20 protein-coding genes, 2 rRNA genes and 1 other RNA gene are annotated in these 24251 nt (G+C 69.2%); 10 read left to right on the top strand and 13 right to left on the bottom strand.

Annotated elements, in window-relative coordinates; all coding sequences use genetic code 11:
• Positions 1-32 precede the first annotated feature (32 nt).
• Together QFW77_RS07950 and rrf are read left to right on the top strand one after the other, a co-directional pair.
• Positions 33-2914 (top strand): 23S ribosomal RNA (locus tag QFW77_RS07950).
• A gap of 139 nt (positions 2915-3053) precedes the next feature.
• Positions 3054-3167, top strand: a 5S ribosomal RNA gene (rrf, locus tag QFW77_RS07945).
• Between the two features lie 59 nt (positions 3168-3226).
• On the opposite strand, the gene rpiA is transcribed toward rrf, so the two are convergent.
• The 7 genes from rpiA to QFW77_RS07910 all read right to left on the bottom strand — a co-directional run bounded on the left by rpiA (position 3227) and on the right by QFW77_RS07910 (position 8159).
• On the bottom strand, positions 3227-3874 hold the full coding sequence (rpiA, locus tag QFW77_RS07940; protein ID WP_280573947.1) for a ribose-5-phosphate isomerase RpiA: 648 nt from the start codon (positions 3872-3874) through the stop codon (positions 3227-3229).
• 10 nt (positions 3875-3884) lie between these two features.
• A complete protein-coding gene (locus QFW77_RS07935) occupies positions 3885-4355 on the bottom strand; it encodes an EVE domain-containing protein (RefSeq protein ID WP_280573946.1) in 471 nt (156 codons plus the stop codon).
• Positions 4352-4939 carry a 5-formyltetrahydrofolate cyclo-ligase gene (locus QFW77_RS07930; RefSeq protein ID WP_280573945.1) on the bottom strand — a complete coding sequence of 196 codons (588 nt, stop codon included), beginning with the start codon at positions 4937-4939 and terminating at the stop codon, positions 4352-4354. The genes QFW77_RS07935 and QFW77_RS07930 overlap by 4 nt, the downstream gene beginning before the upstream one ends.
• Positions 4940-5059: 120 nt before the next feature.
• Positions 5060-5245, bottom strand: a non-coding RNA gene (gene ssrS / locus QFW77_RS07925) — 6S RNA.
• Between the two features lie 151 nt (positions 5246-5396).
• Complete coding sequence (locus tag QFW77_RS07920) at positions 5397-5693, bottom strand: cell division protein ZapA (protein WP_280573944.1); 297 nt, start codon at positions 5691-5693, stop codon at positions 5397-5399.
• Positions 5690-5911, bottom strand: coding sequence for a TIGR02449 family protein (locus tag QFW77_RS07915; protein ID WP_280573943.1), 222 nt, complete (start codon positions 5909-5911; stop codon positions 5690-5692). Before QFW77_RS07915 ends, QFW77_RS07920 begins: the two co-directional genes overlap by 4 nt.
• Before the next feature lie 31 nt (positions 5912-5942).
• Positions 5943-8159, bottom strand: a complete 2217-nt coding sequence (locus QFW77_RS07910) for a putative bifunctional diguanylate cyclase/phosphodiesterase (protein ID WP_280573941.1) — start codon at positions 8157-8159, stop codon at positions 5943-5945.
• Positions 8160-8283: 124 nt separating this feature from the next.
• Here QFW77_RS07910 and QFW77_RS07905 point away from each other — a divergent pair, with 124 nt between their 5' ends.
• Entirely contained in the window at positions 8284-8823 is a 540-nt protein-coding gene (locus QFW77_RS07905; RefSeq protein WP_425603295.1) for a UPF0149 family protein, read from the top strand.
• A 64-nt stretch (positions 8824-8887) separates the two neighbouring features.
• Entirely contained in the window at positions 8888-10213 is a 1326-nt protein-coding gene (locus QFW77_RS07900; RefSeq protein WP_280573939.1) for an aminopeptidase P N-terminal domain-containing protein, read from the top strand.
• Positions 10214-10243: 30 nt separating this feature from the next.
• On the opposite strand, the gene pepQ is transcribed toward QFW77_RS07900, so the two are convergent.
• From pepQ to rph, 6 genes are all read right to left on the bottom strand, one after another.
• Positions 10244-11572, bottom strand: a complete 1329-nt coding sequence (gene pepQ / locus QFW77_RS07895) for a Xaa-Pro dipeptidase (RefSeq protein WP_280573936.1) — start codon at positions 11570-11572, stop codon at positions 10244-10246.
• Positions 11573-11648: 76 nt separating this feature from the next.
• Positions 11649-12002, bottom strand: coding sequence for a PilZ domain-containing protein (locus tag QFW77_RS07890; protein ID WP_280573933.1), 354 nt, complete (start codon positions 12000-12002; stop codon positions 11649-11651).
• Entirely contained in the window at positions 11999-14290 is a 2292-nt protein-coding gene (locus QFW77_RS07885) for a DUF1631 domain-containing protein (protein WP_280573930.1), read from the bottom strand. Before QFW77_RS07885 ends, QFW77_RS07890 begins: the two co-directional genes overlap by 4 nt.
• Positions 14291-14380: 90 nt before the next feature.
• The gene (gene hemW / locus QFW77_RS07880) at positions 14381-15574 is read right to left on the bottom strand and encodes a radical SAM family heme chaperone HemW (RefSeq protein WP_280573929.1); all 1194 of its coding nucleotides are present in this window, start codon (positions 15572-15574) and stop codon (positions 14381-14383) included.
• Between the two features lie 9 nt (positions 15575-15583).
• Positions 15584-16183: an RdgB/HAM1 family non-canonical purine NTP pyrophosphatase gene (gene rdgB, locus QFW77_RS07875; protein ID WP_280573927.1), complete on the bottom strand. Its 600-nt coding sequence runs from the start codon at positions 16181-16183 to the stop codon at positions 15584-15586.
• A gap of 64 nt (positions 16184-16247) precedes the next feature.
• Positions 16248-16973 carry a ribonuclease PH gene (gene rph / locus QFW77_RS07870; protein WP_280573925.1) on the bottom strand — a complete coding sequence of 242 codons (726 nt, stop codon included), beginning with the start codon at positions 16971-16973 and terminating at the stop codon, positions 16248-16250.
• 96 nt (positions 16974-17069) lie between these two features.
• Here rph and QFW77_RS07865 point away from each other — a divergent pair, with 96 nt between their 5' ends.
• From QFW77_RS07865 to recG, 6 genes are all read left to right on the top strand, one after another.
• Complete coding sequence (locus tag QFW77_RS07865; protein WP_280573924.1) at positions 17070-17930, top strand: YicC/YloC family endoribonuclease; 861 nt, start codon at positions 17070-17072, stop codon at positions 17928-17930.
• 111 nt (positions 17931-18041) lie between these two features.
• A complete protein-coding gene (gene gmk, locus QFW77_RS07860) occupies positions 18042-18668 on the top strand; it encodes a guanylate kinase (RefSeq protein ID WP_280573920.1) in 627 nt (208 codons plus the stop codon).
• 147 nt (positions 18669-18815) lie between these two features.
• A complete protein-coding gene (gene rpoZ, locus QFW77_RS07855; protein WP_180679963.1) occupies positions 18816-19118 on the top strand; it encodes a DNA-directed RNA polymerase subunit omega in 303 nt (100 codons plus the stop codon).
• 230 nt (positions 19119-19348) lie between these two features.
• Positions 19349-21529 (top strand): RelA/SpoT family protein, encoded by a 2181-nt coding sequence (locus QFW77_RS07850; RefSeq protein ID WP_280573917.1) that lies wholly within the window; start codon positions 19349-19351, stop codon positions 21527-21529.
• Between the two features lie 59 nt (positions 21530-21588).
• Positions 21589-21972 carry a Rid family detoxifying hydrolase gene (locus QFW77_RS07845; protein WP_280573914.1) on the top strand — a complete coding sequence of 128 codons (384 nt, stop codon included), beginning with the start codon at positions 21589-21591 and terminating at the stop codon, positions 21970-21972.
• Positions 21973-22028: 56 nt separating this feature from the next.
• Positions 22029-24173 (top strand): ATP-dependent DNA helicase RecG, encoded by a 2145-nt coding sequence (recG, locus tag QFW77_RS07840; protein ID WP_280573912.1) that lies wholly within the window; start codon positions 22029-22031, stop codon positions 24171-24173.
• Positions 24174-24251: the final 78 nt, after the last annotated feature.

Here is a 24251-nt window from a genome sequence, read left to right as displayed (position 1 = left end):
CGATGTGGCCCCGAGGCGACTTGGGGTTATATGGTCAAGCGAATAAGCGCACACGGTGGATGCCTTGGCGGTCAGAGGCGATGAAGGACGTGGCAGCCTGCGAAAAGTGTCGGGGAGCTGGCAACAAGCTTTGATCCGGCAATGTCCGAATGGGGAAACCCACCTCGCAAGAGGTATCGTGCAGTGAATACATAGCTGTACGAGGCGAACGCGGTGAACTGAAATATCTAAGTAACCGTAGGAAAAGAAATCAACCGAGATTCCCTGAGTAGCGACGAGCGAACGGGGAGCAGCCCAAAAGTCGAATTGGTTCTAGCAAAACAGTCTGGAAAGACTGGCCATAGAAGGTGACAGCCCTGTATGCGAAAGGGCCATTTCGATGAAAAGTGAGTAGGGCGGGGCACGTGAAACCCTGTCTGAACATGGGGGGACCATCCTCCAAGGCTAAATACTCCTGACCGACCGATAGTGAACCAGTACCGTGAGGGAAAGGCGAAAAGAACCCCGGCGAGGGGAGTGAAATAGACCCTGAAACCGTGTGCGTACAAGCAGTAGGAGCCCTTCGGGGTGACTGCGTACCTTTTGTATAATGGGTCAGCGACTTACTGTTCGTGGCGAGCTTAACCGTATAGGGGAGGCGAAGGGAAACCGAGTCTGATAAGGGCGCATAGTCGCGGGCAGTAGACCCGAAACCGGGTGATCTAGTCATGCCCAGGGTGAAGGTTGAGTAACATCAACTGGAGGCCCGAACCCACTCCCGTTGCAAAGGTAGGGGATGAGGTGTGATTAGGAGTGAAAAGCTAATCGAACCCGGAGATAGCTGGTTCTCCTCGAAAGCTATTTAGGTAGCGCCTCATGTGAATCCTCTCGGGGGTAGAGCACTGTTATGGCTAGGGGGTCATCGCGACTTACCAAACCATGGCAAACTCCGAATACCGAGACGGACTGCATGGGAGACACACGGCGGGTGCTAACGTCCGTCGTGAAAAGGGAAACAACCCAGACCCACAGCTAAGGTCCCAAATTCATCGCTAAGTGGGAAACGATGTGGAAAGGCACAGACAGCCAGGAGGTTGGCTTAGAAGCAGCCACCCTTTAAAGAAAGCGTAATAGCTCACTGGTCGAGTCGGTCTGCGCGGAAGATTTAACGGGGCTAAGCGATGAACCGAAGCTTGGGGTGCACAAACTTGTTTGTGCGCGGTAGAGGAGCGTTCCGTAAGCCGTTGAAGGTGGATTGAGAAGTCTGCTGGAGGTATCGGAAGTGCGAATGCTGACATGAGTAACGATAATGCGGGTGAAAAGCCCGCACGCCGAAAGCCTAAGGTTTCCTTGCGCAACGTTAATCGGCGCAGGGTGAGTCGGCCCCTAAGGCGAGGCAGAAATGCGTAGTCGATGGGAAGCTGGTTAATATTCCAGCACCTCGCATAAGTGCGATGGGGGGACGGAGAAGGGTAGGTGTACCGGGCGTTGGTTGTCCCGGGGAAAGGAGGTAGGTTTGGGGCTTAGGCAAATCCGGGCCCCTTCAAGACCGAGCACCGAGACGAGTCCTATTGGACGAAGTCACTGATCCCACGCTTCCAGGAAAAGCCCCTAAGCTTCAGCTTATGCAGACCGTACCGTAAACCGACACAGGTGGGCAGGATGAGAATTCTCAGGCGCTTGAGAGAACTCGGGTGAAGGAACTAGGCAACATAGCACCGTAACTTCGGGAGAAGGTGCGCCCTTGGTCGTGGCCCATGCGGGCTATAGCGATCGAGGGCCGCAGTGACCAGGCCGCTGCGACTGTTTATCAAAAACACAGGACTCTGCAAACACGAAAGTGGACGTATAGGGTCTGACGCCTGCCCGGTGCCGGAAGGTTAATTGATGGGGTCAGCCGCAAGGCGAAGCTCTTGATCGAAGCCCCGGTAAACGGCGGCCGTAACTATAACGGTCCTAAGGTAGCGAAATTCCTTGTCGGGTAAGTTCCGACCTGCACGAATGGCGTAACGATGGCGGCGCTGTCTCCACCCGAGACTCAGTGAAATTGAAATCGCTGTGAAGATGCAGCGTTCCCGTGGCAAGACGGAAAGACCCCGTGAACCTTTACTATAGCTTTACACTGAACGTTGAGTTCGTCTGTGTAGGATAGGTGGGAGGCTTTGAAGCGATGGCGCCAGCTGTCGTGGAGCCAACCTTGAAATACCACCCTGTCGTGCTTGACGTTCTAACCTGGGCCCGTAATCCGGGTCGGGGACCGTGTATGGTGGGTAGTTTGACTGGGGCGGTCTCCTCCCAAAGAGTAACGGAGGAGCACGAAGGTACGCTCAGCGCGGTCGGACATCGCGCACTGTGTGCAAAGGCATAAGCGTGCTTGACTGCAAGATCGACGGATCAAGCAGGTACGAAAGTAGGTCTTAGTGATCCGGTGGTTCTGTATGGAAGGGCCATCGCTCAACGGATAAAAGGTACTCCGGGGATAACAGGCTGATACCGCCCAAGAGTTCATATCGACGGCGGTGTTTGGCACCTCGATGTCGGCTCATCACATCCTGGGGCTGTAGTCGGTCCCAAGGGTATGGCTGTTCGCCATTTAAAGTGGTACGCGAGCTGGGTTCAGAACGTCGTGAGACAGTTCGGTCCCTATCTGCCATGGGCGTTGGAGATTTGAGAGGGGCTGCTCCTAGTACGAGAGGACCGGAGTGGACGAACCTCTGGTGTTCCGGTTGTCACGCCAGTGGCACTGCCGGGTAGCTATGTTCGGAAACGATAACCGCTGAAAGCATCTAAGCGGGAAGCGTGCCTCAAGATGAGATCTCCCGGGAGCTTGACTCCCCTAAAGGAACCATCAAGACCAGGTGGTTGATAGGCTGGGTGTGTAAGCACAGCAATGTGTTGAGCTAACCAGTACTAATGATCCGTGCGGCTTGACCATATAACCTCAAGTGGCCTTGGACTCGACGACGCGTCGACGTTCGGACCAGAGCTTCGCTACGTCCCACCCTACGAGAGCGTGAGCGCGATCGTTTCCTCGGCAACCGCCTTGGGAGCGACCCGCGACCCTCCACCCTCTCCCTGGTGATAATAGCTGCGTGGAACCACCCGATCCCATTCCGAACTCGGAAGTGAAACGCGTACGCGCCGATGGTAGTGTGCACTCAGCATGCGAGAGTAGGTCATCGCCAGGGTTTTTACCCCGGAAACCCCGCAGCCTGGCTGCGGGGTTTCTTTTTTGCCCGCTTCGGGCTCAGAGGATCTGCGGCGGCTCGCCGCCGACGATGACGACGTCGGCCGGGCGGCGTGCGAACAGGCCCACGGCGACCACGCCCGGGATCTGGTTGAGCTCGCGTTCGACGACCATGGGGTCGGTGATCGAAAGGCCGTGTATGTCCAGGATCCAGTTGCCGTTGTCGGTGACCACGCCCTCGCGCCAGACCGGCTGGCCTCCTGTCGCAGCGAGAATCGCCCTGGCGACCAGGCTGCGGGCCATCGGGATCACTTCTACCGGCAGCGGAAAACGGCCCAGCACGCGAACCCGCTTGGCCGGGTCGATGATGCAGACGAAACGCGTGCTCGCTTCGGCGATGATCTTCTCGCGAGTCAGTGCTGCGCCGCCGCCCTTGATGAGCCGCTTCTGCGGATCGCACTCGTCGGCGCCGTCCACATAGAGCGGTAGCGGCCCGATCGCGTTCAGGTCCACGACCTCGATGCCGTGGCTTCGCAGGCGTTCGCTGCTCTGCTCTGAGCTGGATACGGCGCCTGCGATCCGATCGCGGATCCGCCCGAGCGCGTCGATGAAGTATCCCACGGTCGATCCGGTGCCGACCCCCACGATCATGCCTTCTTCGACGTACTCGATGGCCTTTTCGCCGGCGAGGCGTTTCGCTTCGGACATGGCGGCTCCGTCATTCCAGGGCGAGCAGGAGTTTCCATTGCGTGGCGGTCACCGGCAACACCGAGAGTCGCGTGCCCCTGCGGATCAACGCGAAATCCTCGCCCAGCCGCCCCGCGTGGGCGCGGATCTCGTCCAAGGGGACGGGCCGCCGCAGCTTGCGCACGAAGCCCACGTCGACCAGGAACCAACGCGGCTCCTCGCGCTTGGACTTCTCGTCGAAGTACTTGGAGCGGCGGTCGAACTGGGTCGGGTCGGGATAGGCGGCCGAAGCCACCTCGGCGACGCCGTAGATGCCCGGAACGGCGGTGCTGGAGTGATAGAACAGGACCCCATCCCCCGGCTGCATGCCATCGCGCATGAAGTTGCGCGCCTGGTAGTTGCGTACGCCGGTCCAGGGCTCGACGCCGACGCGCTCGAGGTCGTCGATGGAGAAATCGTCGGGTTCCGACTTCATCAGCCAATAGCGTTTTCGAGTCGTCATGCGGGGCCCGTGCACGGATAGGTGGCGGATTCTGTGCAGATCGCGTCCAGCGGGACATCCCAGCCCGCCACGGCCAGCGCCGCGACCCGCTGCGCCTCGAACGCCGCGCCGACCAGGCGCGGCGGCGCGGCGGTGTCGCGGCGGAAGGCGAAGGTGCGATCGTACCAGCCGGCCCCCATGCCGAGCCGGTTGCCGCTGGTATCGAAGCCGACCAGCGGCAGAATCGCCAGCGAGAGCGCGTCGGCGTCGAGCAACGAGCTCCGCGCGACCTCCGGCTCCGGAATCCCGTAGCGGTTGGTGACGAGGGGATCGCCCGGACGCCACGGCGCGAAGCGCAGGCGCGCATCGTCGCAAAGGACCGGGAGGCAATAGGCCAGCGCGGGTGGCAACCGCAGTTGCCAGGCGTGCAGGGCGATCTCGCCGTCGTTGGCCCAGTACCCCGCGGCATATCCGCGATCGGGCAGGCCCGGCAATGCCAGCAGGCGCTGGGCGAGCGCTTCGGCCGCGGCGATCCGGCCGGCGGCGGGAATGGCGCGGCGCCGTTCGCGCAGCTCACGGCGCAGGGCCGTGCGGTCGTCGGTCATCGGGCGGAATGCAGGCAAGCCAAACGGGATTGTGCCCGGCCGCGGGCGCCCGGCAAAGCCCGCCCCGCCGACGATCGTGCCGCGGGGCGCGGCCTGTCGGGCGTCGCGGCGAAAAAAGGTACGTCCTCCGCCATGGCGATGCGCGCCAAACGACCTTGAACCCGGGGTTCAAGTGGGAACGCCGGGTTTCCATCGGGCTTCCCGCTGCGAGGCGGACATGCACACCCGGAAACCGCTGCGTCCCCGAGGTCGTCATTAAGGGACAAGGCGAATGTTTGCGCACGCCGTCGAACACGGCAGAGGACGCAACGCCAGTATAGCCCGCACGGCGGTTTCGCCAAGTCCGTTTGTCGGGCGCTGGGGGGCTCGATTGCGCTGCCGTTCAAGTCGGCCGCCCAGGCCGGCGAACGGCGCATCGGCGCGGCTGGTTGCGCCGCGCGCAGCGGTCGCGGATCCGTCAGCCCGCTTCCGCCGCGGCATCGAGCCTGCGCTGCAGTTCCGTCACTGCCCGCGCCAGGTCCCGCTCGCGCTGTCCCTGCTCGTTGCGCAACTGCTCGAGTTCATGGGCGAGGTTGAGCGCGGCCAGAACGGCCACGCGATCGACGGCCGCCATGCGGTTCGCGCCGCGTACTTCGCGCATCCGCGCGTCGAGCAGGCGGGCAGCCGACATCAGCGCATCGCGCCCTTCGGTCTCGACGCCGACGGTGTACTCGCGGTCCAGCACCCGCACGTTGACCGGTTCGGTCGCGCTCATGTGTGCTGCTCCAGGGACTTGAGCCGGGCGATCATCGCCTCGACGCGAGAGCGGGCCTGCTCGTTCTTGGCCAGCAGTTGCGAGCGGTCGCTGGCGAGCTGCTCGTGCTGCTGCCTCAGGCTGCGATTCTCGTCGGTCAGCCGGTGGACGCGATCGACCAGTTCGTCGATGCGCGCGACCATGGCGTGCAGCTGGGCGATCGGATCCTGGCTTTCCATCACGGCAAGATAGGCAGGGGGCGGGGGGCGGTCAAGGCGAGATCGCCGGCAGCGGGCGGCCGGCGCCCTGCGCCTGGGTCCAGTTGCGGATGAAGGCCAGGCAGGCATGGGGGTCGAGCGGCTGGGCCAGCCAGAAGCCCTGGATCTCGTCGCAGCGGTGTTGCGACAGGAACCGCAGTTGCGCCTCGGTCTCCACCCCCTCGGCGACCACGTTCAGGCCGAGCGAGTGCGCCATGGTGATCACCGTGCTGGTGATGGCGGCGTCCTCCGGGTCGTGGCTGAGGTCGTCGATGAAGGCCTTGTCGATCTTGATCGTGGTGATCGGCAGCCGCTTGAGGTAGGCCAGCGACGAGTAGCCGGTTCCGAAGTCGTCGATCGCCAGCGAGACCCCGATGGCCCGGAACGCCTGCAGCTTGGCGGCGGTCTGCTCGGCATTGGCCATGAGCACGCTTTCGGTCAGCTCCAGCTCCAGCGCCTCGGGCGCCAGACCCACATCGCCCAGGACCCGTCGTACCACCTCCGGAAAATCGCCGCGCAGCAACTGCAGGACCGAGACGTTGACGGCCACCGTCAGGCCGCCGACTCCGTGCTGCTGCCAGCGGCGCAGGGTCAGGCAGGCCTCGCGCAGCACCCACTCGCCGATTTCCAGGATCAGACCGCTTTCCTCCGCCAGCGGGATGAAGTCCGCGGGCGCGATCTCGCCGTGCTCGTCGCTCGACCAGCGCAGCAACGCCTCCACCCCGGTGATCCTCGAGTCGGCAAGGGCCAGCCGCGGCTGGAAGGCCAGCCGCAGCTCGCCGCGGTCGAGCACCTTGCGCAGCGCGCCCGAAAGCGTCGCACGCTGCCGCGTCGCCACGTCCATCGCGTCGTCGTAGCGCATGAAGGTGCGGCGCCCGGCGGCCTTGGCCTGGTACATCGCGGTGTCGGCGCGCTTGAGCAGCGCGGTCGGGACATGGCCGTGGTCGGGGTACAGGCTGATTCCGATGGAAGGGGAGATCGCGATCTCCTGGCGTTCGTCCAGCAGCAACGGGGCCTCGAAGGCCATGATGATCTCGCGCGCCGTGCGCTCGGCGGCCTCGGGCGTCTCCAGGTTCTCGAGCACCACCGTGAACTCGTCGCCCGACAGGCGCGCCACGGTATGGTGCTGGCCCACGGTGTCCTGCAGACGCTTGGCGGCCGCGCGCAGGATACGGTCGCCGGCGGCATGGCCGAGCGAGTCGTTGATGTCCTTGAAGCGGTCCAGGTCCAGGAACAGCACGGCGATGCGGCTGTCCTGGCGGCGGGCCCGTACGATCGCGCGCGACAGCCGTTCCGACAGCAGCGCCCGGTTCGGCAGGTTGGTCAGGGTGTCGAAGTTCGCCAGGTAGCGAAGCTCCTGCTCGGCGCGCTTCTGGCGGGTGATGTCGTTGAGCACGGTGACGTAGAGCAGCTCGCTCTCGTGGCCACCGGACACCACGCTGGCTTCGATCGAGCAGAGGAATTCCTCGCCGTCCTTGCGCCGCTGCCACATTTCCCCGGTCCAGCGGCCGTGGCGCGCGAGCTGCCCCCGGATGTGGCCGTAGAAGGCGGCGTCGTGCTGGGTGCTGTCGAGCAGGTCGGCGTTGGCGCCGATGACCTCGTGCTCCTCGTAGCCGGTGATGCGCAGGAAAGCGGGGTTGACCGACACGAAATGGAAATCGCGATCGACCACCGACACCGCCTCGCTCATGCTGTGCAGCACTTCGCTGGCGATGCGGCGGTCGCGGTCCGCCTGGCGGCTGCCGGTGATGTTGAGCGCGGTGCCCGCCACGCGCAGGGCGCGCCCGGCATGGTCACGGTGCACCACCCGGCCGCGGGCGCGCACCCACACCGGTTCGGGCCCGTCCAGCAGGACCCGCGCCTCTGCCAGAAAGCTCCTGGCAGCCCCGTCGAGATGCTTGCGCAGCTCCCGCCGCGCCGGTTCGATGTCGTCCGGGTGCAGAAGCCGGGCCGGATCGAACACCCTTTCGACCATCACGTCGGAGCGGTCGCGCGCGCCCGCTTCGACCTGCAGCAGCCGCAGGCGGTCGTGGACCACGTCGTATTCCCAGTAGTGTTCGCCGGTCGCCCAGAGCGCCATCATCAGGCGCTCCTCCCGGTCGCGCAGCGCCTTCATGCGCTGACGCTGGCGGGTGCGGCGGCGCAACAGCCAGACCAGACCCGCGACGAGCGCCGTCAACAGGACGATCGCGGCGCCCAGCAGGCGCGGGTCGGCGGGATCGGTCAGCACTGCAGCCCCTGAGTGCCGCAGGTTGCGGCAGGGGCAGTGTAGGCGCCCGCCGTGTCCGGCAACAAGCCGGCCGCCGTGCCGCGTTGCTACACTGGCGCTCCCTGGATTTACGGCGAACGGCGACGTGTCCGAACCCCTACCTTCCCTGGCCGAGGTCCACGGTGCGTGCCGTGCCGCCGGCCTGGGCATCGCCGCTTCCGAACTGCACGGCAGCCTGTGCGGCTGGCTGGCGGGCGGCGGTGCCGACGGTCCCGGTTGGCTGAACCGGGTCCTGGTGGACGATTCGGTGCCCGAACCCGCCGCTGCGCTGGAACAACTGCATCTTGCCAGCGTGGCCCAGCTGGAGGACCGCAGCTTCGCCTTCGAACTGCTGCTCCCGGATGCCGATGCCAGCCTCTACGACCGCAGCGCGGCGCTGTTCGAGTGGTGTCGCGGGTTCCTGGGCGGCTTCGGTCTGGCCGCCGGCGCGGCGCCACCCCTGTCGGACGAGGGGCGCGAGGCGCTCGCCGACATCGCGAGGCTGGCTGCGGCCAGCCCCCAGGAGGGCGGCGACCAGGAGGACGAGGCCGCGCTGGTGGAGATAGAGGAGTTCGTGCGGGTAGCGGTGCTGCTGCTGCACGGCGACTGTGCGCTCGGCCCGCGCCATCGCCAGCGCCTGAACTGACCGAACCCGTCCGCGCCGTGCGCCCTGCCACGACCCGCGCCGCCACCGATCCCGACCAGCTCGCATGACCAGAACCACCGGCATTTCCCTCTCCGCCTATGCGCGGCGGCGCCGCCAGCTGATGCGGATGGCGGGCCCGGACGCGATCGTGGTGGTGCCATCCGCGCCCGAGCGCGTACGCAGCCGCGACACCCATCACCGGTACCGCCAGGACTCCGATCTCTGGTATCTGGCCGGGTTCCCCGAGCCCGAGGCGGTGCTGGTGCTGGTTCCCGGCCGCAGCCACGGCGAATCGCTGCTGTTCTGCCGCGAGCGCGATCCCGAACGCGAGGGCTGGGACGGTCCGCGGATCGGGCCGGATGCGGCGGTGGACGTGCTCGGCCTGGACGACGCCTACCCGATCGACGACCTCGACGAGATCCTGCCGGGCCTGCTAGAGGGCCGGACCCGGGTCTACTATCACTTCGGCCGCGACACGGAGTTCGACCTCAAGCTGATCGGCTGGCTCAACCGGGTCCGCGCGCAGGTGCGGCTCGGAGCGCAGCCGCCTCACGAGTTCCTGGAACTGGGCCATTTGCTCGACGAGATGCGCCTGTTCAAGTCGCGCGACGAGTTGAAGCTGATGCGCCGCGCGGCGAGGATCAGCGTGCGTGGGCATCAGGCCGCGATGCGCGCGTCCCGCCCCGGCGTGCACGAGTACGAGCTGCAGGCCGCGCTGGAATACGAGTTCCGCCGCAGCGATGCGGAGCCAGCGTACGAGACGATCGTCGGGGCGGGGACAAACGCCTGCGTGCTGCACTACCGCGCCAATGCCGGCCGGACCAGTGCCGGCGAGCTGGTGCTGATCGATGCCGGCGCCGAATACCGCGGCTACGCCGCCGACATCACCCGGACCTTCCCGGTGGACGGCTGCTTCACCCCGGCGCAGCGCGCGCTGCACGAACTGGTAGAGGCGGCGCAGGCCGCCGCGCTCGCGCAGGCCCGGCCGGGCAGGCCGTTCGAGGCCGTTCATGAAGCGGCCATCGCCACGCTCACCGAAGGCCTGCTGCGGCTGGGCCTGCTCAAGGGCAGACTGGAGAAGCAGCTGGCCAGCGGCGGCTACCGGCGCTATTGCCGCCACAAGACCGGACACTGGATCGGCCTGGACGTGCACGACGTCGGCGAGTACCGGGTCGATGGCGAGTCGCGGCTGCTTGAGCCCGGGATGGCCTTCACCGTCGAGCCGGGCCTCTACATTCCGGCCGACGACACCAGCGTGGCGGCGAAATGGCGCGGCATCGGCATCCGCATCGAGGACGACCTGGCGCTGACCCGCGACGGCCACGAGTTGCTGACCGACGGCCTGGCGCGCGGCGCCGACGAGATCGAGGCGTTCATGGCGGGAGGATGACGCGGCGGGCCCGCCGCGCGCCGGCTCGGCTCAGCCGGCGAAGGCCTCGCGGGTCAGATTGACCGGGTCTGCATCGGTGACCACGATGTCGTCCTCGATGCGGATGCCGCCGCAGGGACGGAAGGCGTCGATGCGCTCCCAGTCGACATCGTTCGCATGGGGGCCGCCTCGCAGCTCCTCGAGCAGCAGCTCGGCGAAATACACGCCCGGCTCGTTGGTCACCACCATCCCAGGCTCCAGCTTGCGCGTCAGCCTCAGGTGGGGGTGGCCGTCCGGCGGAGCGATGCTGCCGCCACGGTCGGACTCTGCGAAGCCGGCCACGTCGTGCACCTGAAGCCCGATGCCGTGCCCCAGCCCGTGCGGGAAGAACTTCGCGCTCACCCCGGACTCCACCGCCGACTCGGCCGAGATCCTCAGCACCCCGGAATCGCGCAGCACCCCGGCCAGTTCCAGGTGCGCCTGCAGGTGCAGGTCGCGATAGTCGCGCCCGGCAACGAAGCCGGCCGAGAGCCGCTGCTGCACGGCGTCCACCGCGTCGATCAGCTGCTGGAACTCGCTTCCGGCGTCCGCGGCATAGGTGCGGGTGATGTCGCAGGCATAGCCGCCGAAGCTGGCTCCGGCATCGATCAGGAAGCTGTGGACCGGCCTTGGCGGCAGCCGGTCGCGCTCGGTGTAGTGCAGCACCGCGCCATGGGCGTTGAGCGCCACGATGTTGTTGTAGGGAAGCTCGGTGCTGTCCTGGCCGACGGCCTGGCAGTAGGCGAGGTGGATCCCGAACTCGCTGGCGCCGGCACGAAACGCGCGTTCGGCGGCGCGATGCCCGCGCACGCCACGCTGCGTCGCCTGCCGCAGCATCTCGATTTCGTAGGACGTCTTGAAACCGCGGTGATAATCGAGGTAGTCGAGCACCGGCTGCGGATTGTTGGGCTTGAACGCGCCGTAGCGGCCCAGCGCGCTCTGCGCCTCGCCGAGGATCGCGCAACGCGCCGCGTCCGGCGGCAGGTGCCGGGATGCCTCCTCAGGCTGGCGGATGACCACCAGGTCGAAATGCTCCGGCCAGTAGCCCGACGGGGCTTCCGGCACCACGTGCCAGTAGTCGAACGGCTGCAGGTACACCAGCCTGGGCCGCCGGCCCGGCGTCACCACCAGCCAGCTGCCCGGGTTGCGCGTCAGCGGCACCCAGGCCTTGAAGTGCGGGTTGACCGCGTACGGATAGTCGCGGTCGTCGAACAGCTGATAATGGACGGTGCCGCTCGGGATCACCAGGTGCTCGAAGCCGCCGCGCTCGAGCGCGGTCTCGGCGCGCAGCTGCATGGTCGCCAGGTGGGCGGCGTAGAGGGGGGCCGGGTCGGAAGTCATCGGGGTCGCGTTTGCCGGAAAGCGCCATTGTCGCGCAGACCCCGCGGCGACCCAAGCGGGCCGCCCGGCTCCGGGGTTAGACGTACTGGCTGCCAGGCGTGTCGACCCAGGCGCGCAACTGGCGCGCCTGTTCGTCGTTGAGGCCGATGAAACGCAGTCCCGTCCAGGCCTGTCCGGCGGCGCTGACCTGATCGGTCCAGAGCAGGTGCGCACCCAGTTCCAGCAGTTGGTCGCGGCGCTCCCGGCCCCCGGGCAGGGTGAAGCGGAACTGGTACAGCGCGTCGTTGACCAGGCCGGTGTTGGCCAGCAGCAGCATGCCGGTCTCGGAGAGGTTGGCGACGCGGCCGACCACGTTGCCGGTCATCGCGTCGGTGACCACGATCGTATCGGGGGCCTTGCGGCGGCGCGCACGGCGGAACTCCTGGCTCATGCCGGCGCCCCCGCGGCCGCCGCGCCGTCGCCGCGCCCGGCGAAACTGCGCAGCGCGCTCACCGCGGCCTGCCAGGCCCGGTCCACCAGGCGCCCGCGCTGGGCCGTGACCAGCCGCGCCTGGCCGCTGGCGAACATCCGCGAGAGGCTGTCCAGGGACTGCTCGTCGACCCGCTGGCCGCGCTGGTTGACGAACAGCGCATTGTCGGTGAGCGGGCTGTACCAGGACAGTCGGCGACGCACCACGTCTCCCTGCTGATTGGTGACGAACTCGATCCACGCGCCGAACGGCATCACCCGCAGTTGCTCGTAGTGCGCCTGCTCGGTTGGCGTACGCGGCGGGAGCTTCGGCCGCGCCGCCTTGGCCTTGTCCTCGCCCAGGCGTACCCGCGCCTTGAGCTTGACCGCCAGCTCGGTGCGCGAGGCCGGGTCGTCGTCCTCGTCGTCGATGCGCCCGGTGAGCCGCTGCGCGATGACGGTGGCTTCCTCGCCGTGATAGCCGACCAGTCCCAGCGAGGCCTCGACGTGGCCGCCGAGTTCGGGGTCGGCGGCCGGGCGCTCCTGGGTGCAGGCGGCGATGATGCGGCGGGTGGCGTCGAGTTCCTGCCGCCAGTTTTCGGAGTCCTCGCCGTGGCGCAGCAGGGTCAGCGTGAGCACGTCCGCCCAGGCCTGGTTGAGCAGTGCGCGGACGAACTTGGGCAGGCGCTGATCGCCGAGCGCCTGTTCCAGGGCCTCGGCGGCGCGCATCTTCGCCACCTCCAGCTTCTCCTTGCCGCGGGCCGCTTCGACGTGGCGCCGTTCCAGCATCTCGGCCTTGCGCACCTGCACCTGCAGGTGTTCCTGCAGCTGGCTGTTGGCCTCGGAGAACACCGCCGGATCGTCCTCGAACCGCTCGACCACGTCGGCCACCACCTGGCGCATCGGCTGCACCAGTTGCGGGTCGAGCTCGTTGCGGTCCATCCACCGCGCCGCGCTCTCGGCGACCGTATTGAGAAGCTGTCGCGCGGGGTGGTCGGCGTGCAGGAAGAACGCGCGGTCGCGCAGCGCGACCCGCAACAGCGGCAATTGCAGCTCCCGCACCAGGGCCGAGGTCGGGGCGTCGTTGCGGATCTCGGTCTCGATCTGGCCGTAGAGCAACCCCAGCAGCTCGAACGTGTCGTTGTCCTCGGGCGCCAGCCCGGCGCCGGCGCCACGCTGCTGGCGGGTCTGGGCCAGGACCGCCTGTTTGATTTCCGCCACGCCGCCACGGCCCTTGGCCGAGGACGGTTGCCGTTGCAGCGCCTTCAGCGCGTCGATGAGGTCGGGCGTGCTCAGCTGCTGGCGGCTCGGCGGCGGGGGTTCCGATCGCAGCTTGCCGATCAGCTCGCGGCGGCCGGAAAGCAGCTGCTGGAGCATGGCGAACGCCGCATCGTCGTCGACGTGCTCGGCGGGCGGGCGCGCCTCGCCCATCCATGCGGTATGCGGCCGCAGCGCCTCGGGCAGCGTGGCGCCGGGCTTCGGCGCCGGGGCCGGGGGTCGTGCCGCCGCCTCGGGCCGCGCGGTGCCGGCGGGCTGCGCGGCAGCCACCGGTTCGGCCGAGCCCGGGCGGGCCCGCACCGGCACGAAGGTCAGTGCCGGCAGCACGCCCTCGGCGGCGAGCAGGTCGTTGACCCGGTCGAGCAGCTGCGGGTAGCCGGCCATCACCTGGCGGTCGAACATCCGGTACAGCAGCAGGCGCGCGTCGTAGTTGATCTCCAGGTCCACCGCGGCGGTGCGCATGGTCCGGCACAGTCTCTGCGGCCCCAGCGGCAGCCGGCCGGCATCGAACGCCGGCGCGCCGGCCAGCACGCCGAACCGCTGGCCGAGCAGGTGCAGGGCGAGGGTGGCGCGGTTCTCCTGGCGGCTGGCCACCTCGCGCAGCACGGTGTCCTCGTCCATCACCGTGTCCTCGACCAGGCTCAGGTTGCGGAAGCTGACTTCCTCGCCGCCGCGCGCCGGCGGCGCATCGCCGGGGCCGCGGACCCCGGCGAGCGCCGACTCCAGCTCCACCATGAAGCGCGGCACCAGGTCGGCGCGGTTGAGGCGGAAGCTCCGCAGGGCCTGCATGTAGCCGGATTCCGAACCCGGATTGCGGGCCACGTCGGCCAGCCGGAACAGTTCGCGTTCGAACTCCTGCAGCATCCGTCCCATGCCGTGGTCGAGCTCCTCGGACAACAGCGCCAGGGTGCGCTCGAGAATGCGGCGCACGCGCGCGGGAAGTCCGGCCGAAGCCAGGCTGGGCGGATTGCCGGTGTCCCGCGGGGTGGTCATGAGGCGGCCGCGAATGCGGATTCGATCACGATTCTTACCACGGCACGCGGCCGCGGCCAACCGCCATGCGCGCGCAGCCGCGGCCCGGGCTCAGCGGCCGGGCTGCGGCCCGGTGGTCGGCTCCGGGCCGGTGTCCGGCAGGAACAACTGCATGACGTCATTGGCGAAGCGCCCCCCAAGCGCCGTCGGCAGTATGCGCCCGCCTTCCTCGATGAGCCAGCCGCGCCGGCGCGCTTCCGCCAGGGGCGCCTCGATCGCGGCGCGGGGCAGGCCGGTGCGCGCCTCGAAGTCGCCGGGGCGGAACCCTTCGCGCAGGCGCAGCAGATTGAGCATGTATTCGAACGGGCGCTGCGCGGGCTCGATCGCGTCGTCGCCACCGAGTGCCGCGGCGCCGCCAGCCGCGGCCAGCCAGGCGCTGGGATGACGGACGCGCCAGCGCCTGCGGATCTGCTGGGCGCCGCCCAGCGTGAGCTTGCCGTGGGCGCCGGCACCGATGCCGATGTAGTCCCCATAGCGCCAGTAGTTGAGGTTGTGCCGGCACCGCCGGCCCGTCCGGGCATAGGCCGAGACCTCGTACTGCGCGTAGCCGGAGGCGGCCAGCAGTGCCTGGCAGCGCTCCTGCATGTCCCAGGCCAGGTCTTCGTCGGGCAGGCCCGCGGGCGGCCGCGCGGCGAACACGGTGTTCGGTTCCAGGGTGAGCTGGTAGTGCGAAACGTGCGCCGGCGCGAGCGCGAGCGCGCGCTCCACGTCGCGCTCCGCCATCGCCAGCGACTGCCCCGGCAGGGCGTACATCAGGTCGAGGTTGAGATTGTCGTAGCCGGCGTCCTGCGCCAGCTTCACCGCGGCCTCGGCGTCGGCGCTGTCGTGGATGCGGCCCAGCCGCTGCAGGCAACCGTCGTCGAAGCTCTGGATGCCGAAGCTGATCCGGTTGACGCCGGCGGCGCGGTAGTCGGCGAAACGGCCGTGCTCGGCGGTGCCCGGATTCGTCTCCAGGGTCACTTCCAGGCCCGGCGCGAAGCGCAGCCGCGCGCTGGCCCCCTGCAGGAAACGGTCGATCGCCGGCGCCGGGAACAGGCTCGGGGTGCCGCCACCGAAGAACACCGAGCTCACCGTGCGCCCCCAGGCCAGCGGCAGATCGTGGTCGAGGTCGGCGAGCAGCGCGTCGACGTAGGCATCGAAGGGCAGGGCACCGCGCGCCTGGTGCGAATTGAAGTCGCAATAGGGACACTTGCGCACGCACCACGGCAGATGCACGTAGAGCGCCAGCGGCGGTACGGCCAACATGGCGGGCGTTCAGCGGGCGAACGCGCGGGCGAGCTGGGGCTGCAGCGCCGCCAGCGCCCGGCCGCGGTGGCTCGCGCGGTGCTTGCGGGCCGGATCCAGCTCGGCGGCCGACAGCCCCGATTCCGGGTCCAGGAACACCGGGTCGTAGCCGAACCCGCCGCTGCCGCGGGGCGTCTCCAGGACCCGCCCGTGCCAGCTGCCCTCGGCGATCAGCGGCTGCGGATCCTCGGCATGGCGCAGCACCACGATGACCGCGTGGAAGTGCGCGGTGCGCCGTGCGGCCGGGACGCCCTCCAGGGCGGCGAGCAGCTTGGCGATGTTCGCCGCGGCGTTGCCATGGCCGCCGGCGTAGCGCGCCGAATAGAGGCCGGGGGCGCCCGCGAGCGCATCGACGCAGAGCCCGGAATCGTCGCCCAGTGCCGGCAGCCCGGTGGCGCGCGCGGCATTGCGCGCCTTCAGCAAAGCGTTCTCGACGAAGCTGAGCCCGGTCTCCTCCACGTCAAGCACGCCCAGCTCGCCCTGGGCGACGAAATCGATCCCGCCCGCGCCGAGCAGATCGCGGAACTCGCCCAGCTTGCCGCTATTGCCGCTGGCGACCACCAGCCTCATGGCCGGGTCCATCGCTCCCGGCGGTGTCCGCTGGGTGCGCCGGCCGGTCGCGCGAGGATCGCGTTCACCGCGCCAGCGCCTCGCGCTGCATGTCGACCAGCTCGCCCACGCCGGCGGCGGCGAGCGCGGTCATCGCGTCCAGCTCCTCGCGGCGGAAGGCGTGGCCTTCGGCGGTGCCCTGCAGCTCGATGAAGCCGCCGCCGTCGTTCATCACCACGTTCATGTCGGTATCGCAGGCGCTGTCCTCGGCGTAGTCGAGGTCCAGGACCGGCACCCCGCGCCAGATCCCCACCGACACCGCGGCGACCGCGCCGAACACCGGATCGCGGGTGATCTCGCGCCGCGCCTGCAGCCAGCGCACCGCGTCGACCAGCGCCACGTAGGCGCCGGTGATCGCCGCGGTACGGGTGCCGCCATCGGCCTGCAGCACGTCGCAGTCCAGGGTGATGGTGCGCTCGCCGAGCAGCTTGCGGTCGACGCAGGCGCGCAGCGATCGGCCGATCAGGCGCTGGATCTCGAGGGTGCGGCCGCCCTGCTTGCCGCGCGCCGCCTCGCGGTCGCTGCGGGTGTGGGTGGCGCGCGGCAGCATGCCGTATTCCGCCGTCACCCAGCCCTCGCCCTTGCCGCGCAGGAACGCCGGCACGCGGTTGTCGACGCTGGCCGTGCACAGCACCCGGGTCTGCCCGAAGCTGATCAGCACCGAGCCCTCGGCGTGCGCCGTGTAGCCGCGCTCGATGCCGACGTCGCGCAGTTGGTCCGGCGCGCGGCCGCTGGGACGGGAAATGGTCATGCGCGGGGTCCGATCTGCGGGCGGGAGAGTCTAGCAGCCGGCACCGGCCCGGGCGCGGATGGCATACTGCCCGGCCGTACCGCAGCCCGGATCCGCATGACCAGAAGCATGACCGCCTACGCCTCGGGCGAGCGCGCCACGCCCTGGGGGGCGCTCGGCTGCGAATTGCGCGCGGTCAACCACCGGTTCCTCGAACTCGGAGTGCGGGCGCCGGACGAGCTGCGCGGCTTCGAGCCGCTGCTGCGCGAGCGCGTGGCGGCGAAGGTCTCGCGCGGCAAGCTCGACCTGGTGCTGCGCCTGCGCCCGGCGGAAGGCGGCGACTCGCTGCAGGTGAACACGGCGGTGCTCGATCAGCTGGCCGAGCTTGCCGATACCCTGAACCGGCGGCTTCCCGGCCTGCATGCCGAGTTCACCGAGCTGCTGCAGTTCCCGGGCCTGCTGCAGTCGCGCGACGTGGACCCGGAAGCCATGCAGGCCGAGGCCATGGCGCTGGTGGACGAGGTGCTGGCCGCCTTCGTGGCGGCGCGCGAGCGCGAGGGCGGCAAGCTGGCGGGGGCGATCGCCGAGCGCGTGGACGCGATCGCCGCGATCGTCGCGGAAGTGCGCACGATGATGCCGGCGATCCGCGAGGGGCTGCGCGCGAAGCTGGAGGCGCGCGTCGCGGACCTGGGGCAACCGCTCGACCCGGGCCGCCTGGAACAGGAGCTGGTGCTGTGGCTGCAGAAGCTCGACGTGGACGAGGAGCTCGACCGCCTCGACAGCCACATCGACGAGATCCGCCGGATCCTGGCACGGCGCGAGCCAGCGGGCAGGCGTCTGGACTTCCTGCTGCAGGAATTCAACCGCGAGGCCAACACCCTGGGCTCGAAATCGGTGGACCGCCGCACCTCGCAGGCCGCGGTCGACCTCAAGGTGCTGATCGACCAGGTGCGCGAGCAGGTGCAGAATCTTGAATAGCGGTGATGGGTGACCGGTGATTCGCGAAAAGCGATACGGTCCGGTTCCCGGGCCACACCGGGACCAGGGCCGTTGCCAATCACGAATCAGGAATCGCCAACCACGGCCGTTATGCGCGGAACCCTCTACATCGTCGCGGCGCCTTCCGGGGCCGGCAAGTCCAGCATCGTCAATGCGTGCCTGGCGCGCGATCGCCACATCTGCCTGTCGATCTCGTTCACCTCGCGCAGCCCGAGGCCCGGCGAGCGCCACGCCGAGCACTACCACTTCATCGATGCGGACGGGTTCCGGCGGATGATCGATGCCGGAGATTTCTTCGAGTACGCGCAGGTGCACGGCGACTGGAAGGGCACCGCGCGCCAGTCGGTAGAGCCGCAGCTGGCGGCGGGGCGCGATGTGCTGCTGGAAATCGACTGGCAGGGCGCGCGCCAGGTCCGCGCCCAGGTGCCCGAGGCGGTCAGCATCTTCATCCTGCCGCCGTCGCGCCAGGCGCTGGAGGAGCGGATGCGCAAGCGCGGCCAGGACAGCGAGGAGGTCATTCGCCAGCGGCTGGCCGCGGCCCGGGAGGAGATGGCGCACCACGACGAGTTCGACTACGTGATCGTCAACGAGGATTTCGCGACCGCGGTCGACGAGATGTGCGCGATCTTCGTGGCCAGCCGGCTGCGCCGGCCGCAGCAGGCCAGCCGCCACGCGGCACTGATCTCCGCGCTGCTGGCCGAGGCGCCGGAAACCTAGGCGCGTCCCGGTCCCGCGGCCAGGGCTTTCCGCCCAAGTCTTTGATTTACAAAGCCAGGCCTTGCGGCTTGAAGCGCCGTCGGCTAAGCTTCGCGGTCACCTCAACCATCGAATTCGCGCGACCCGCCGGTCGCCCGGGAGCCCGCTATGGCCCGCATCACCGTGGAAGACTGCCTCGAAGTGGTCGACAACCGTTTCGAACTGGTCATGATGGCCGCCAAGCGCGCGCGCCAGCTGGCCAACGGCGTCGAGGCGCAGCTGGACAACAGCGAGCACGACGACAAGCCGACCGTGCTGGCGCTGCGCGAGATCGCCGCCCGCAGCATCGACGACGACTACATCGAGGCCGTGGACAAGGCCGAGCGCGAGCGCAAGGAGCGCGAGGCGCTGGAGTGGGCCGCCGCAGAGGTGGTCGCCGACGACGACCTCTCCAAGGGCGACGACCTGTAAGAGCCGGGGTTCGGGGTTCGGGGTTCGGGACAAGCGGTCCCGTCGCGATTCTTTCCGCCTCGACCTCGAAGCCGCGTTTTCGCAACGGCCCCGCTCCGCGGGGCCGTTGCCGTTTGGGCGCCGCCCGCTCGGCCCGGCCCCGGCGGACCGGAGCGGCCGCCGCGTCCGTCGCATTCACGATGCCTCCATTCCCTATTCCCCATTCCCGGCCTTCGCTTTAGGCTCCCTCCATGAGCCCTGCCGAAACCGTCCAGGCGAACGGCCCGGTCCCCGCCGACGACGCGGTGCCGGAGTACATGCTCGCGCTCGAGCAGGCCACCGGCTACCTGTCGGCCGGGCAGCGCCGGGTGCTGCGCCGGGCCTGGGCGGTCGGCGCCGCCGCGCACGCCGGCCAGACGCGCAAGTCGGGCGAGCCCTACATCACCCACCCGGTGGCGGTGGCGAGGGTACTGGCCGAGCAGAAGGTCGATCTGGAGACCCTGGTCGCCGCGATCCTCCACGACACCATCGAGGACACCCCGCTGACGCGAGAGGCGCTGGCGGGTGAGTTCGGCGAGACCGTGGCGGAGCTGGTCGACGGCGTCACCAAGCTCGACAAGCTGCATTTCGGCAGCCGCCAGGAGGCCGCCGCCGAGAGCTTCCGCAAGATGATGCTGGCGATGGCGCGCGACCTGCGCGTGATCCTGATCAAGCTGGGCGACCGCCTGCACAACATGCGAACGCTCGGTGCGCAGTCGGCCGAGGCGCGCGAGCGGATCGCGCGCGAGACCCTCGAGGTCTATGCGCCGATCGCGCAGCGGCTCGGGATGAACCTGATCAAGGCCGAACTCCAGGACCTCGGTTTCCGCGCGCTGCACCCGATGCGCCACGCGGTGCTGCAGAAGCGGATCCGCGCCCAGCCGCTGGTGCGGCGCGAATCCCTGGCCAAGATCGAGGCGCAGCTGGCCCAGCGCCTGACCAACGAGGGCCTGCAGTACCGGCTGGTCGGGCGGGTGAAGTCGCCCTGGAGCATCTACAACAAGATGCAGGCCGAGGGAAAGACCTTCGACCAGGTGATGGACGTGTTCGGCTTCCGGGTGATCGTGCGCACGGTGGCCGAGTGCTACCACGCGCTCGGCGTGGCGCATTCGGTGTACAAGCCGCTGGACGGGCGCTTCCGCGACTTCATCGCCATACCCAAGGCCAACGGCTACCAGTCGCTGCACACGGTGCTGTTCGGGCCCTACGGGGCGCCGATCGAGGTGCAGATCCGAACCGAGGAAATGGACCTGATCGCCGAGCGCGGCATCGCCGCGCACTGGGCCTACAAGCACGGCGGCAACCCGACCAGCGCGCAGACCCGCGCGCACTCGTGGATCTCCAACCTGCTCGAGTCGCAGAGCGCCACCGGCTCGTCGCTGGAGTTCCTGGAGAACGTCAAGGTCGACCTGTTCCCCGACGAGGTCTACCTGTTCACGCCGAAGGGCGACATCCTGGCGCTGCCGCGCAACGCCACCGCGCTGGATTTCGCCTACGCGGTGCACACCGACGTGGGCAACCATGCGGTGGCGGCGCGGGTGGACCGCAAGCTGGTGCCGCTGCGGACCCGGCTGGCCAGCGGCCAGCAGGCCGAGGCGATCACCGCCAAATCGGCGGCGCCGAAGCCGCAATGGCTTGAATTCGTGGTCACAAGCAAGGCCCGCACCGCGATCCGGCAACAGCTCAAGCAGCTCGAGCACGAGGACGCGGTCCAGCTGGGCCACCGCATGCTCGATCGCGCGCTGGAGGACATCGGCAGCTCGCTCGAGCGCCTGCCCGGCGAGCGCCTGGAGGCGTTCCTGGGCGAATACCGCTATCCGCGCCTGGAAGAGCTGCTCGCCGACATCGCCCTGGGCAATCGCATGCCCGCGCAGGTGGCGCAGTCGCTGGCGCAGCATGCCCACGGGGAGGAGGCCGAAGGCGCCCGCGATGCGGCGGATCCGTCGCGGCCCGGCGACAGCATCCTGATCACCGGCAACGAGCGCGGCGTGATCGCCTTCGCCAACTGCTGCACGCCGATCCCGGGCGACGACATCATGGGCTACCACACCGCCGGCAAGGGCGTGGTCGTGCATCGCCTGGAGTGCCCGAACCTGGCCGACTACCGCAAGTCGCCGGACCGCTGGGTGGCGATCGGCTGGGACCGCGAGGTCTCCGGGGACTACAGCGTGGCGCTGCGGATCGAAGTGGAGAACCGGCCCGGAGTGCTGGCGCAGGTGGCCGCGGCGATCGCCCAGGCCGATTCCAACATCGAGGGGGTGGACTACCTCGAGCGCGACAGCAACGTCGCCGCGATCCGCTTCTCGATCGAGGTGCGCAACCGCAAGCACCTGGCGGACGTGATCCGCCGTACCCGGCGGCTCGGCGTGGTGCATGGGGTCCAGCGGCTGTAGCCGCGTGCGCGGCGGCCGCCGGTCGCTACAATTCGCGTTCCGCTTCCTGGAGCCGCAACATGCCCCGCACTCCCGTCAGCACCGCCGGCGCGCCCGCTGCCATCGGTCCCTATTCGCAGGCCACGCGTGCGGGCGAGACGGTGTTCCTGTCCGGCCAGATCGCGCTCCACCCCGACAGCGGCGAGCTGGTCGAAGGCGGCATCCGTGCCCAGGCGCGGCGCGCCTTCGCCAACCTCGAGGCGGTTTGCGCCGCCGCCGGGGGCTCGCTCGACGATGTGGTGAGGGTGGGCCTGTACCTGACCGACCTGGGCGAGTTCGCCGAAGTCAACGCGGTGATGGCCGAGGTGTTCGCCGAACCCTATCCGGCCCGTTCCACCATCGGCGTGGCGGCGCTGCCGCGCGGCGCCGCGTTCGAGGTCGACGCGGTGATGGTGCTGAGCTGAAGCGCGCCACCGGCGGTGGGGGTTGCGCTCGCCCGCTCTCGCGGCATGCTTGAGCGATGCCGGCGCCCCCTACCGCAACGAGCACCGATTCCGCGCGCCTGCCGCTTGCCGGTCTCTCCGGCGTGGGCGCGCGGACCGCGGAAAAGCTCGCCGCCCGCGGCCTGGTGACCCTGCAGGACCTGTGGCTGCAGCTGCCGCGCCAGTACGAGGACCGCACCCGCATCGCACCGATTCGCGGGCTGCAGCCGGGCCGCCCGGTGCAGGTGGAAGGCGTGGTGGAAGCGGTCGAGCGAGGCTTCCGCTACCGGCCGATGCTGCGGGTGGCGCTGGGCGACGATTCCCGCGCCACCCTGGTGCTCAGGTTCTTCCATTTCCGCCCCGCCCAGGTCGCCCAGTTCCGGGTCGGCGCGCGGGTCCGCTGTTACGGAACACCGCGTCCGGGGCAGCATGGCCTGGAGATCGTGCACCCCAGCTATCGCGTGCTCGGCGGGGACGAACCGGCCGGGCTCGGCGACAGCCTCGACCCGGTGTACCCGCAGGTCGAGGGGGTCGGCACGGCGACGATGCGCCGGCTGATCGCCCAGGCGCTCGAGCGCCTGCCCGGCGATGCCGCACTCGAACTGCTGCCGGCCGAGGTGGCGGCCGCACGCGGATTGCCGACGCTGCGCGAGGCGCTGCTCACCGTGCACCGCCCACCGCCCGAGGCCGACCTGCAGGCGCTGCTCGCGGGCACCCATCCGGCGCAACGGCGGCTGGCGCTGGAGGAACTGCTGGCCCATCACCTCAGCCTGCGCCGCCAGCGGATCGCGCTGCAGCGCCATGGCGCACGGCCCTTCGACGTGCCGGGGGCGCTGGCCGGAAGGCTCTGCGATGCCCTGCCGTTCGCGCTCACCGCCGCCCAGCGGCGGGTGTTCGAGCAGGTCCGCGACGACCTGGGCCGGCCGGTGCCGATGCTGCGCCTGGTCCAGGGCGACGTCGGCAGCGGCAAGACCGTGGTGGCGGCGCTGGCCGCGCTGCTGGCGGTGGAGGCCGGCGCCCAGGTCGCGCTGATGGCGCCCACCGAGCTGCTGGCCGAGCAGCACCTGGTCAACTTCCGCGCCTGGCTGGAGCCGTTGGGCGTGCGGGTGGGGTGGCTGGCGGGGAAGGTCGGCGGCAGGGCGCGTACGCGCACGCTCGCCCAGATCGCCGCCGGCGAGGTGCAGGTGGTCGTCGGCACCCATGCCCTGATGCAGGAGGGCGTGCAGTTCAGCACGCTGGGGTTGGCGATCGTCGACGAACAGCACCGCTTCGGCGTGCACCAGCGGCTGGCGCTGCGCGACAAGGGCGCCACCGGGGGGCGCGTGCCGCACCAGCTGGTGATGACCGCCACGCCGATCCCGCGCACCCTGGCGATGACCGCCTACGCCGACCTCGACGTCTCGGCGATCGACGAGCTGCCGCCGGGCCGGGCCCCGGTGCGGACCGTGGTGTTGAGCGCCGAGCGCCGCCCGGAGCTGATCGAGCGGATCCGCGGCGCCTGCGCCGAGGGCCGCCAGGCGTACTGGGTATGCACCCTGATAGACGAGGATGCGACCAGGCCATCGCCCGCCACGCGCGGCGGCCCCCCGGGCGACGTGGTCGCCCAGGCCGCCCAGAGCACCTTCGAAGCGCTGGGAAAGGCCCTACCGGAGTTGCGCGTCGGCCTGGTCCACGGCCGCATGAAGCCGGCCGACAAGCAGCTGGCGATGCGCCGGTTCAAGGAAGGCGGGATCGACCTGCTGGTGGCCACCACGGTGATCGAGGTCGGGGTCGACGTTCCCAACGCTTCGCTCATGATCATCGAGAACGCCGAACGCCTGGGGCTGTCGCAGCTGCACCAGCTGCGCGGGCGGGTGGGCCGCGGGAGCGCCGCGTCCAGCTGCGTGCTGCTGTACCAGCCGCCGCTGTCGCAGATGGCCCGCCAGCGCCTGGCGACCATGCGCGCGACCGGGGACGGTTTCGTGATCGCCCAGAAGGATCTCGAACTGCGCGGGCCGGGCGAGCTGCTGGGCACCCGCCAGACCGGGCTGGCGGCGTTCCGGCTCGCCGACCTGGCGCGCGACGCCGATCTGCTGCCCGCGGTGCACGCGATCGGGGAGCAGCTGCTGGCCGGCGCGCCGCGGGTCGCCGACCGGCTGATCGAGCGCTGGATCGGCGGTGCGGCGCGCTATGCGGCGGCGTGAGCCGGGCGCGGGCGCGGCGGCCTCGGGCAGCTCGGGCGCGGCGGCGCACGCCGGCGATTGGACAGCCGGCCTCGGCGC

This window comes from Luteimonas endophytica, from assembly GCF_029887875.1.
Taxonomy (GTDB): domain Bacteria; phylum Pseudomonadota; class Gammaproteobacteria; order Xanthomonadales; family Xanthomonadaceae; genus Luteimonas; species Luteimonas endophytica.
The sequence above is the reverse complement of the archived record's forward strand: the minus strand, read 5'-3'. Positions and strand labels throughout refer to the sequence as shown.